The organism is Parafrankia colletiae, from assembly GCF_001854655.1.
GTDB lineage: Bacteria > Actinomycetota > Actinomycetes > Frankiales > Frankiaceae > Parafrankia > Parafrankia colletiae.
The window spans coordinates 179,764-190,857 of the sequence record NZ_MBLM01000047.1; the positions used below are offsets into that span (position 1 = coordinate 179,764).

The 11,094-nt window shown below is 69.9% G+C and carries 12 protein-coding genes; 6 read left to right on the top strand and 6 right to left on the bottom strand.

Annotated elements, in window-relative coordinates; genetic code table 11:
• Positions 1–13: 13 nt before the first annotated feature.
• Positions 14–1,246: a lipase family protein gene (locus CC117_RS07675; RefSeq protein ID WP_116287724.1), complete on the bottom strand. Its 1,233-nt coding sequence runs from the start codon at positions 1,244–1,246 to the stop codon at positions 14–16.
• 697 nt (positions 1,247–1,943) lie between these two features.
• On the opposite strand from CC117_RS07675, the gene CC117_RS07680 reads away from it, so the two are divergent.
• Both CC117_RS07680 and CC117_RS07685 read left to right on the top strand, forming a co-directional pair.
• The gene (locus tag CC117_RS07680; RefSeq protein ID WP_071083033.1) at positions 1,944–2,822 is read left to right on the top strand and encodes an aldo/keto reductase; all 879 of its coding nucleotides are present in this window, start codon (positions 1,944–1,946) and stop codon (positions 2,820–2,822) included.
• A gap of 467 nt (positions 2,823–3,289) precedes the next feature.
• A complete protein-coding gene (locus CC117_RS07685) occupies positions 3,290–3,850 on the top strand; it encodes a hypothetical protein (protein WP_071083034.1) in 561 nt (186 codons plus the stop codon).
• A gap of 133 nt (positions 3,851–3,983) precedes the next feature.
• Here the strand turns inward: CC117_RS07685 and CC117_RS07690 are convergent, their stop codons facing one another.
• Positions 3,984–4,430, bottom strand: a complete 447-nt coding sequence (locus tag CC117_RS07690; protein ID WP_071083035.1) for a MarR family winged helix-turn-helix transcriptional regulator — start codon at positions 4,428–4,430, stop codon at positions 3,984–3,986.
• A gap of 87 nt (positions 4,431–4,517) precedes the next feature.
• Here CC117_RS07690 and CC117_RS07695 point away from each other — a divergent pair, with 87 nt between their 5' ends.
• Positions 4,518–4,934 (top strand): organic hydroperoxide resistance protein, encoded by a 417-nt coding sequence (locus CC117_RS07695; RefSeq protein WP_071083036.1) that lies wholly within the window; start codon positions 4,518–4,520, stop codon positions 4,932–4,934.
• A 53-nt stretch (positions 4,935–4,987) separates the two neighbouring features.
• Here the strand turns inward: CC117_RS07695 and CC117_RS07700 are convergent, their stop codons facing one another.
• A complete protein-coding gene (locus CC117_RS07700; protein ID WP_071083037.1) occupies positions 4,988–5,872 on the bottom strand; it encodes an SDR family oxidoreductase in 885 nt (294 codons plus the stop codon).
• 148 nt (positions 5,873–6,020) lie between these two features.
• Here CC117_RS07700 and CC117_RS07705 point away from each other — a divergent pair, with 148 nt between their 5' ends.
• Together CC117_RS07705 and CC117_RS07710 are read left to right on the top strand one after the other, a co-directional pair.
• Positions 6,021–6,467 carry a winged helix-turn-helix transcriptional regulator gene (locus CC117_RS07705; RefSeq protein WP_116287725.1) on the top strand — a complete coding sequence of 149 codons (447 nt, stop codon included), beginning with the start codon at positions 6,021–6,023 and terminating at the stop codon, positions 6,465–6,467.
• A 29-nt stretch (positions 6,468–6,496) separates the two neighbouring features.
• Positions 6,497–7,285: a hypothetical protein gene (locus CC117_RS07710; RefSeq protein ID WP_241829918.1), complete on the top strand. Its 789-nt coding sequence runs from the start codon at positions 6,497–6,499 to the stop codon at positions 7,283–7,285.
• Between the two features lie 28 nt (positions 7,286–7,313).
• Here the strand turns inward: CC117_RS07710 and CC117_RS07715 are convergent, their stop codons facing one another.
• Positions 7,314–8,123, bottom strand: a complete 810-nt coding sequence (locus CC117_RS07715; protein WP_071083039.1) for an NAD(P)H-binding protein — start codon at positions 8,121–8,123, stop codon at positions 7,314–7,316.
• An 82-nt stretch (positions 8,124–8,205) separates the two neighbouring features.
• On the opposite strand from CC117_RS07715, the gene CC117_RS07720 reads away from it, so the two are divergent.
• Positions 8,206–9,123, top strand: coding sequence for an AraC family transcriptional regulator (locus tag CC117_RS07720; RefSeq protein WP_071083040.1), 918 nt, complete (start codon positions 8,206–8,208; stop codon positions 9,121–9,123).
• Between the two features lie 52 nt (positions 9,124–9,175).
• On the opposite strand, the gene CC117_RS07725 is transcribed toward CC117_RS07720, so the two are convergent.
• A complete protein-coding gene (locus CC117_RS07725; RefSeq protein WP_084131708.1) occupies positions 9,176–9,553 on the bottom strand; it encodes a DUF6924 domain-containing protein in 378 nt (125 codons plus the stop codon).
• A complete protein-coding gene (locus CC117_RS07730) occupies positions 9,531–11,066 on the bottom strand; it encodes an MFS transporter (RefSeq protein WP_241829919.1) in 1,536 nt (511 codons plus the stop codon). Before CC117_RS07730 ends, CC117_RS07725 begins: the two co-directional genes overlap by 23 nt.
• Positions 11,067–11,094: the final 28 nt, after the last annotated feature.

An 11,094-nucleotide genomic window follows, 5' to 3' on the forward strand; every position in this document is an offset into this window, starting at 1 on the left:
TCGGTCCGTCAGGTCAGCAGGAGCGGGTGAAGGGTTTGCCGGCGAATCGGTCGGCGAGGAATCCGATGGCGTCGCCCTGGGCGGTGAAGATGGTGGTGGCGTGTTCACCCAGGTAGCTTCGCCAGCGTATGGGTGCGCCGGCCGCGCAGTAGGTGTTCTTCAACGCCTCGGCCTGGGGGCGGGCGACCAGTTCGTCGATCGGCCAGGCATGATAAAGGAAGGTCGGCACCTTCGGTGGGACGGAGCCGAGTTTCTGCTCGTTGATGCGGGCGATCCAGGCGGGCGTGTTCAGCGGGTTGGTGGTCGTGTAGTCGCTGATTTTCCGGAACGGGTACGCGATGAGGCTTTCGATGCAGGAGGTGGAGAGGTTGCCGAAGAAGGTCCTGCCGGCGTTGTTGAGATAGCCGTCCAGGTTCAGTTCGGGGTAGGCCGCGTTGAGTCCCGAGGCGGCCATCGCCAGGACCGCGAAACCGATGCCGCCGTCGAGCTGTCCGGCAACGGCCAGCAGGTCGGCGGGAACACCACCGGCCGAGATGGCCCGCAGGTTCAGTTCCGGGGCATAGGTCGGCTGGAGTTCGCCGGCCCACGCGGCCGCGCCGCCGCCCTGCGAGTAGCCGAGCAGGCCGACGGGGTTGGCGGTGCTCAGGCCGGTGGCGGGCAGCCGCTGGGCGGCGCGGACGGCGTCGAGGACGGCGTGGCCCTCGGAGCGACCGACCACGTAGGTGTGGACTCCGGGGGTGCCGAGCCCTTCGTAGTCGCTCATCGCCACGGCCCAGCCGCGCTGCAGTGCCTGGTCGACGAATCCCTGGTTCTGGGCGGCGCTGACGAGGGGGTTCTTCGACGGGGCGCACTGGTCACCCAGACCGACCGAACCCGAGGCGACCGCGACGATGGGCATACCGACCGGGCTTCTGCCCTTGGGAACGAAGATGGTTCCGGAGACCGCGTTCGGTCTCCCCTGGGCGTCCTGCGAAAGATACAGAACCAGGTAGACACTGGCGTTGTTGACGTCGCTCTTCTTGCGGTACCAGATCACGTCACCGGGCGCACCGGCGGGCAGTGGTGACGGCGGGGTGTAGAAGGCGTCCCCGGCGGGTCCTTCGCCGGCGGCCGCGGCCGCAGCGGCCGGGGCCGCACTGATCGCGACAGGGACGATCGCCGCGGGTATCACGAGTGCCAGCGTCACGATGATCGATCCGATTGATCTCCGCGGTCGTGAACCGCGGCCGGATAACTTCTGCCACATGCCGATCAACCTTCTTTCTCCAGGGAACGGCTACGCACCAGGGGTCGTCACCAGAGCGGGGGGAAGGGCACAGACGTGCACCGGGACGGCCGGCGAAAGCGTTCGGGGTCTCCCGGTGGTGACCCGACCGGAATTGAGCGCCAGCGAGGTCCACCGACCGGTCCGGTGGTTCCGGTGCCTGACGGCGGAATGTTCGGAGAGGGCTTCCTGCGGGGGGATGGCCACCACTGCGAGCAGCACGTTCTGTCGTGATCACTTCCCACGCCGGGCAGCACCCCCCATTTTGTTACCCGCTGGTACTACCAGCGAGTAGGTTTCGGACCCTAACAATTCCGCCGCCTTTTGCCCATACCGCGACGACGCCAGATCCGGGCGCACCTGCTCCGCGCACCGTCCCAGCCCGCCAGGACCGGCGAGTCCGGTCGTGCGGCACGACCCTGGCAGCTCGCAGGCGGCCGACAACCTCCCAGCTCAGCGCCCCTGCGCCCACCCCCGCAGGCGATCCCGCGCGGCGTGAGGAACCGACACGGCCACGGCCGGCCCCGGGCGCTGCGCGCCGCCGGCAACGTCCGCCCGCAATAGCACCAAAGTGTCGGCCGCGGCGATGAGGACACGGCGTACTCATCCGTCCGGTCACGGGTACGGGGTGGCCGGACGGAGCCGCCTACCATCTACGTGAGCGGAGGGACGTCAGCGGATGGATTCGACCACGTTCCGTATCGGTGGGGATCTTGCGGTGAGCCGGCTCGGGTTCGGGGCGATGCGGCTGCCGACCGAGCCGGGCGCCGATCGCGAGCAGTCGATCGCCGTGGTCCGCCGGGCCGTCGAGCTGGGGGTGACACTGATCGACACCGCTTTTCTGTATGGCGGTGGCGCGAACGAGCAGCTTCTCACCGAAGCCCTGTATCCCTATCCGGACGACCTGCTGATCACGACGAAGGTGGGTGTCGCGCAGACGGGCCCGGAGGGCGAGTGGCGGCTGGATGGCCGGCCGGAGGTCCTGCGCGACCAGGTGGAGCAGGCTCTGCGCCGGCTTCGGATGGACCGGATCGAGCTGTTGCAGCTGCACCGCGTCGATCCCGAGGTACCTGTCGCCGATCAGCTTGGCACGCTGCGGGAACTGAGAGACGCGGGCAAGGTGGGCCGGATCGGCCTGTCCGAGGTGAGCGCGGCCGAGCTCGCGCGGGCGCGGGAGAGCGTCGAGATCGTGAGCGTGCAGAACCGTTACGGCGTGGTCGACCGGGAGCACGAGCCGGTGCTGGCGGCCTGCGCAGCGGCGGGGATCGCGTTTCTGCCGTGGCGGCCGCTGGGGGCGGCGGTGGCCCCGGGGGCCGCGTCCGGCGACACCGCCGAGGTCGCCGCGATTGCGGATGAGCTGGGTGCCACCGCGGCGCAGGTGGCGCTGGCGTGGCTGCTGCACCGGTCGCCGGTGATCCTGCCGATTCCTGGGACGGCACGACCCGACCATCTCGAGGAGAACGTCGCCGCGGCCGAGCTACGTCTGGCACCGGCTCACCGGGAGCGTCTCGAGCGGCTGGCGGCCCCCGCGCCAAGCCGACCCGGCGGCTCGCACTAGCCGAAGCGGCGGGCCTTTGTGGACGTCGCCCGGGTCCCACCCGAGCCCGAGAACGCGAATGCCCTCCTTCACCTCCGGTGAGCTGGGGTTTCGCTCCTCTGGAGTGCATATCCCGGGCCGTCTCCTATCTTCACTCCGCCCTGGTCACGACCACCACGACAACCTGCCTCCGGGCCAATCACACAAGACCACCGAGCTTGCCGAAGCCGCCCGTTTCCGGCATGCATAATACGAAGGAACAAACGCGACGTACTGTCGTGTCCGAGCGGACCGTCCGCAGGCAGGAGTCGGCTCCACGATGAGTACCGCAGTTGTCTCCCGACTGCTGGTTGCTGTGGCGGCACCGCCGACGACATCCCGGCCGGCGAGCTTCCACCCTCCGTGGCGGGCGCCGAGGGATGCCGCCACGGCCCAACCGCCACCCGGACGGGTCGTTCGATCCACCGCAAGAAGGGGGGAACACGACGGTGGATGCCGGATCATGGACCGGCCTGGAGGTCGCGCAGCTCGCAGCAACCACCCTCGTCCCCGTCAGCGTTGCCGGCATCGGATTCTGGATCTCTCAGATCACGAAACGACTCGAAGCCAACCAGTGGCTGAACCAGCAACTTGTGGAGAGACGGATCATCTTCGTTGACGCCGTCTCCGCCAGACTCAACGATCTGTACTGCTACTACCTCTGGATCGGTGGCTGGAAGGAAATTTCTCCGGCCGAAATAATCACGTGGAAGCGCGAGCTCGACCGAACATTCAACATCAACCGCCCCTTCCTGACACAAAGCTGCCTGGACAGCTACCAGGCTTTCATCCGAACCCTGTTCGAGACCTATGCGGCGCCGGGCCGCGATGCGCTGCTGCGGACCACCATCCGTTCACCTAACGGCGACCGCAGCGCCGCCTACCCCCGCACCTGGCAGGCCAGCTGGAACGCGATGTTCGCCAGATCCGGGGAGGCCGACCATGCCAAGGTCATCGCACGGTACGACGATTTGATTCACGAGCTCGGCCGCCAGGTCGGCTGGCAGTAGGAGTGGCCGCCCACCCCGCGGCGAGCCGGAGAGCCGGCATTCTTCTGCCTGTGGCCGGACGCCCACTCACCGACTCGGCCCGGCGGCCCCGGGTCTGCACGAGGCGGGGCCGGCGAACGTTCAGCCGGTCAGCTCAGGTGGAGGCCTGGAGCGACTCGGTGATCGCCGTCAGGTCACGGATGAGTTCCCGGGCGGTCTCCAGGTCGATGCCGTAGCGCTGGAACAGCCGCAGCGGCACCTCCGCCGCCCGGGCCCGCAGCTCCCGCCCCCGCTCGGTCAGGGCGATGAGGACGCGGCGCTCGTCCGCCCGGTCGCGGGTGCGGGTGGCCAGACCGAGATCCTCGAGGCGCTTGAGCAGCGGGGTGAGCGTGCCGCTGTCGAGGTGGAGCCTGGCGCCGATGTCACCGACCGTGAGCGGTTCGGACGCCTCCCACAGCACCAGCATGGTGAGGTACTGCGGGTAGGTGAGGCCGAGCTCGGCCAGCTCCGGCCCGTAGGCACGGATGGCGGCCCGGCTCGCCCCGTACAGCGCGAAGCAGAGCTGGTTACCCAGCTCGAGCTGGGGTAGACGGTCCGCCATGCGATGAACAGTAGCAGACACCTCTTGCATCATTAGATTGTACGCAATATGGTTGGCCACAATCTAACTGCGAGGAGCCAGAAGATCATGGATGCTCTCTACACGGCGATCGCAACCGCCTCGGGCGACGGCCGCAACGGCCACACCGAGAGCGAGGACGGCCTGCTCTCCGTCGACGTCCGGATCCCCAAGGAGATGGGCGGCGCCGGCGGGGCCACCAACCCCGAGCAGCTGTTCGCCGCCGGCTACGCGGCCTGCTTCCACTCCGCCCTCAAGCTCGTCGGCCAGTCCGAATCCGCCGACCTGGAGGGATCCCAGGTCTCGGCCAGCGTCTCCATCGGCACCCTGCCCAGTGGCGGGTTCGGCCTGGCGGTCGAGCTCGACGTCCACGCCCCCAACCTCGACAAGGCGACCACCGAGGCCCTCGTCCAGAAGGCCCACCAGGTCTGCCCGTACTCGAACGCCGTCAGGGGCAACGTGGACGTCGCCCTCAGCGTCGTCTGATCGTTCCTTCGACGTGGCCCGCGCGCCGGTGGGCCGGTGGGCTTTGGTGGACGTCAGCCGGTCGGACGGGCCACGGCGTCCCGGACGGCCTGGTCGCGGGTGGTCGGCGGGCGGCCGATCAGCTTGGCCAGGTCGTCGCTCGTCGTGTACAGCTCGCCGCGAGACAGGCCGGCGTCGGCGTCAGCCAGCACCGTGGCCACCTCCGCCGGGAGCCCGGCGCCGGTGAGCAGGGCGGCGTAGTCGTCGACGGGCAGGTCCTGGTAGGCGATCGGGGTTCCGAGGACCTCGCTGAAGGTGGCCGCGAGTTCGGTCAGGGTGAACGCCTCTCCCCCGAGCTCATGAATGGTGTGGACGGATCCGTCGCTGACGGCCCCGCCGCTGGTGAGGACGGCTGCGGCGGCGTCGGCGTAGTCCTGGCGGCTCGCCACGCTGACCCGTCCGTCGCCGGCGCTGCCGGGCAGCACGCCGTGCTGGCGGATCACCGGCAGCCGGTCGGTGTAGTTCTCCAGGTACCAGCCGTTGCGCAGGATCACGTGCGGCGCCCCGCTCGCCTGCAGGTACTCCTCGGTGCGGCGGTGCTCGTCGGCGAGGAGCAGCCGGGAGGTGTCCGCGTTCAGGATGCTGGTGTAGACGATCAGCGTGGCCCCGGCGGCGAGGGCGGCGTCGATGGCCTGGCGGTGCTGGTCGAACCGCTGGCCGACGTCAGTCGTCGAGACCAGGAGGAGCTGTTCCACTCCGGCGAACGCGTCGGCGAGGCTGGCGGGGTCGGCGAAGTCGGCCCGGCGGGTCTGCACGCCGGTGCGCTGCGCAAGCGCGGCGAGGCGACTGGTGTCACGGCCCGTCGCGACGATCCGTCCGGCGGGCTGGCCGATCTCGATCAGCCGGTCGACGACGAGGCTGCCCAGGTGCCCGGTGGCACCGGTGATGACGACGGACATGGATGTCTCCCGTGGTGGGTGCGGATGGCGGTGGCCAACGGATGGTCTGGCGACCGCCGGCGGCGCTTTTCGACTCAACCGCAGACACTTACCGGAGGGAAGTACCGACCTGAAGGTAAGCTACCCACGGCCCGGTAAGCTGCTGGCCATGGTGGTTACCGAGAACACGGTGGTTACCGAGAACACGGCGGTTACCGAGAACACGGCGGTGGCCGACGAGCCGTGGGACCCGTACGCGCGGGGCTGCCCCTCGCGCGAGCTGCTCGACCGCATCGGCGACAAGTGGAGCGTGCTGCTTCTCGGCGAGCTGGCCGACCAGCAGCCGCACCGCTTCGCCGCGCTGCGCGACAGGATCGAGGGCATCAGCGAGAAGATGCTCACCCAGACCCTGCGTTTCCTGGAGCAGGACGGGCTGGTCTCCCGCCGCGCCTTCGCCCAGATCCCACCCCGCGTCGAGTACCAGCTCACCCCGCTCGGCCTCACCCTCTGCGACGTCCTCAACTCATTGCGCGACTGGTCCACGACGCACGCCGACGAGGTCATGGCCGCCCGGAAGCGCTACACCCAAGCCAGGGCGGCCGGGACCAGCGCCTGAACCGGGCGGGTGGAGCAGCCGAGGGCTGGATGGCAGCATTTCGCGGCATGGGCAGGGACGACAGTGACGAAACGTATGTGATCGAGCTGTGCAACACGGTGTTGGGTGAGCAGGCCGCGACGCAGCACCGGTTCGAGTGGCTACTGGGTGACCCGTCCGCCAACGGGCGACGAGTGATGTTGCCCGTCGATGGATACTGGCCTGGCCATCAGCTCGTCGTCGAGTATCGCGAGCTGCAGCACGATCAGCCCGTGGCGCATTTCGACAAGCCTGACAGGCTGACCGTCAGCGGAGTTCACCGTGGTGAGCAGCGGGCTCTGTACGACGCACAGCGCGACAGCGAGATCCCTGCACACGGGCTTCGGCTGGTCGTGATCCGTCCCGGCGATCTGGACTCCGACAGCCGTGGCCGCCTGCGCCGCAGGGCGGACGCGGATCTCGAGGTCGTCCGCACGTTGCTCGCTCGCGAGAGCGACGAAGACCGGGTGACGGATGCTTTCCGAGTCTGGTTGATCGCTGAGGGCTGGACACCTGTCACGCCGACCGACCCGTGGACCGATATCGAGGCCGTCCGGGGAGGGGAACGCCTGATCGGGGAGGCGAAGGGGAGGACCAGTGAACCGGGCACCGATGCCGACATCGCCTACGGCCAGCTACTGCGCCGAATGACCGTCGATTCGGCCGACATTCGCTACGCGCTGATAGTGCCGACCACCTCCGTGCGCGCCGCCCGACGGGTTCCCGTCCACGTCCGAGACCGTCTGCGCATCTGCCTGTACGAGGTGACCGCTACTGGTGAGGTGCGGCAGCTTCACTGATCGACGGCGGTTCTGTCGCGGCCGCGGTTCAGCGCGGGGAGGCCTCGCGGGCGGCCCAGTCCCGGAAGCGGGTGGCAGACCGGCCGAGGACCTGGGTGACGCCGTCGGAGAGGTAGGCGTCGGCGCCGGAACGGATGCCGCGCAGCATCGCCATCCGCCAGGCGATATACCCCTCAGGGGTACCGGCGGCGCGCAGCCGGGCGAGATGGTCGCCGTCGCTTTCCGGCACGAACACCACGGGCCTCCCGGTGGTCTGCCGGAGCACCGCGGCGGCCTCGGTGAACGTGATCGCCTCCGGTCCGGACAGAGCGACCACCTCGCCGTCGTGGGCGCGGCCGGTCAGGACGACGGCGGCGACCTCGGCGATGTCGTCGACATCGACGAACGGCTCGGCGCCGTCCCCGACCGGGGCGACGATCCGGTCGTTCACGGGGGTGAACATCGCCTCGGTGAAGTTCTGGGCGAAATGGGTCGGACGCAGGATCGTCCAGGCGAGCGGACCGTCCCGCAGAGCCGTCTCCGCGGTGGCGACGGCACCGTCAGGATGAAACTCGACCCCGCGGGCGGAGAGCAGCACGGCGTGGCCGACCCCGGCCTCCGCGGCGACGTCGAGCAGGCGGGTCAGGGTGGCGCTCCAGTCGGTGGCGGAGCCGGGGCCGACGACGAACATCCCGCCCGCGCCGGCGAGCGCGACCGGCCAGGTGGTCTCGTCCCGCCAGTCGAAGGGCGTCGGGGTGGTGCGGCTGGCCGGCCGCGCGTCGCGGCCGTGGGCGGTGAGGATGCGGACAAGGCGGCGGCCGACCTTGCCGGTGCCGCCGAGAGCAACGTAGCTGGACATGCTGGCGACGCTACGAAGCCTGCTGGCGACGGACAATGTCCGATCGGCGCGAATGTATTCGTGATCGTCTACCGTGGGGCGGGTGGACATCCTCAGCGACGAGCTGTCCCGGGCGCGGGCCCGGGGCGCGGTGTTCTCCGTGCTGCGCCGCGCCGAGCCGTGGGGGCTGCGTTTCGAGGGGGTCCGGCCGCTGACGGCCCACATCCTGCTCGAAGGGTCGGCGTGGATCGAGCGGGATGATCTCGACCCGGCACCGGTCCACGCCCGGGACGTCGTGCTGGCGACCGCCGGCTCGCCGTACTCGCTCGTCAGCGGACCAGGCGTCACGACGGTGCCGATCGCCGAGGCCCGCAGAACCCCGTCCGCTCCCGGGCCACCGGGCACGCGGGCGCCGGAGGCAACGGTGATGTGCGGGGCGTATGTCCTCTCCGGCAGCGTCGGCGAGTCGCTCATGCAGGGGCTTCCCCCGTTCGCGCTCCTCCCGGCGGCCGAGCAGGAGCCCGCGCACCGCGCCGCGGTCGACCTGCTGGCGGCGGAGGCCGTCCGGGACGTCCCGGGCCAGCAGGCGCTCCTCGACCGGCTGCTGGACGTGACCCTCGTGTACACCCTGCGCTCCTGGTGGCGCACCACCGAGGCGGCGCCCGGCTGGTACCGGGCGCTGCACCATCCGCACATCCGCCGGGTTCTCGAGAACCTGCACGCCCACCCCGAACAGCACTGGACGCTGCCCGTTATGGCGCGGGACGCCGGACTGTCCCGCGCCGCGTTCGCGGCGCAGTTCCACCAGCTGGTGGGGCTTCCGGCCGGCCGGTACCTGACCCGGCTACGCATGAGCCGTGCCCAGGACGCGCTGCTGCGCACCGACCAGCCGTTGGCTGCGATCGCCGCGAGCGTCGGGTACCGCAACGAGTTCGCCTTCGCGACGGCGTTCCGCCGCCAGCACGGCCTTTCCCCCGGCCGCTGGCGCGCCGACCGCCGCGGCGACACGGGCCGTGGGTAGGGCCCCGGCAGTACCGTCCCGACGTCCGGATCTGTCGCGCCGGCCCGGCCCGTCAGCCGAACCCGCGGAAGGTCCCGTCAGGATCGACGTTGTCGGCGAAGTTCGCGAAATCCATGTTGGCCAGCGAAAGATTGTTTTCGACACTCCACATCCGGGCCGGTACCACCCGAAACCAGCGTCCCGGTTCGCGTAGAAGGTCGATCACCAGAATCGGCATCTCCGAGTCGCGGACCGTCACACCATCGACGACGAAGACGAAGCTTCGACGAGGCGAACCCGCCAGCGCCATCACCTCCTCGATGGTGAGGCCGGCGAATCTCAGCTCGCTGACGAAGGAAAGCCCGGCGGCGAAGCCCTCGGGCGACGGGGCTGAACTCGCCGCGCAGACAGCGTGCCAGGCGGCATCATCAGAGAAATCGGTGCGCAACACCAGGGAGTTCAGCGTCTGGGGAAGGGTCGACACCGGCATAGTCTCGCAAACAAGTGGTCTCGGCCGGTGCGGGAAGCCGACGCAGGTGACGGGCGATGGCCGACGGGTGCAGTGAGACCAGGCTGACGGCCGCGCCGAGGGCCACCAGGCCGGCGGCGACCTGCAGGGCGAGTGCGTAGCCGCTGACGAAGGCGTCGGCCGGAAGCGCCCCGGCCGCGAGTGCGGACTCCTGACGGGTCAGCAGGATGGCGCCGGTGAGCGCGATCCCGAAGACGCCCGAGACCTCCCGTGCCGCGCTCACCACCGCCGACGCCATTCCGGATCGGCCACCCGCCGTCACCGCGAGCATTCTTTCGGTCAGTGGTGTGGTCAGTGCCGAGCCGGCGCCGATGCAGGCGAGGCCCGGGAGAAGGTCGAGGAAATCGCTGCCCACCCCTGCCCGGGAGACCAGCACCAGCCCGACCGCGACCACCGCGAGGCCGCCGGCCACCGTCCAGTGGGCACCGGCTGTCGCTGACAGTTTCGCCGCGACGGGGACGGTCAGCACCAGCAGGACGGCGACCGGGATGAACGCCATCCCGGCCCGGGTCGGGCTGAAGCCGAGCACGTCCTGCAGGAACAGCGAGGTGAAGAAGAAGACCCCGTTGATGCCGAGCCCCCACAGCACCTGGGCGACCGTGCCGCCGCTGAACACCGGATGCCGGAACAGCGACATCTCGACCATCGGGTCCGGTACGACCCGTTCGACCAGCACGAACAGCACTGTCGCCGCGACGGCCAGCGCGAGCATCGTCAGGCTCAGGAACGAGGTGTACCCGTGCTCCGGCCCCTGCAGCAGCGCGTAGGTGATGGCGAACAGCGCCACTCCCGAGGTGAGCAGCCCCGGCAGGTCCAGCTTCGACAGGTCCAGCTTCGACAGGTCCAGCTTCGGCCGTCCGCCGCGGCTGCGGAGCGAAGGTCGGGTGGCGCGGGGGGCCGGCTGGGTGGGAAGGGCGCGCAGGCCGACGACCAGGGCCGCGAGGCCGACCGGGACGTTCAGGTAGAAGATCCAGCGCCAGTGCCAGTGCTGCGCGACGATGCCGCCCGTCACGGGGCCGAGGGCCAGCGCGAGCGCGACCGCGGCCGTCCACACCCCGGCGCCGAGCTGTCGGCCGCGGTTGTCGACATCGGTGGCCAGCACTGCGAGGGTGGCCGGCATGATCAGTGCCGCGCCGCCGCCCTGCACCAGGCGGGCCGCGATGAGGATGTCGCCGGAGGTCGCCGAGCCGGCCACCGCCGACGAGCCGACGAAGACCGCCAGGCCGAGCAGGAACATCGGCCGGCGGCCGTGCAGGTCGGTGAGCCGGCCGCCGACCAGCAGGAGTGTCGAGAACGACAGGATGTAGCTGGTCGCCACCCATTCCAGCTCGGAGACACTCAGTCCCAGTTCGGACTGCAACGTCGGCAGGGCGACGTTCAGGACCGTGTTGTCCATGGCGACCACGAAGGCGGCGGTCGCCACCGCTGTCAGCACCAGCCGGGACCGTCCTGCGCTTTGCGCG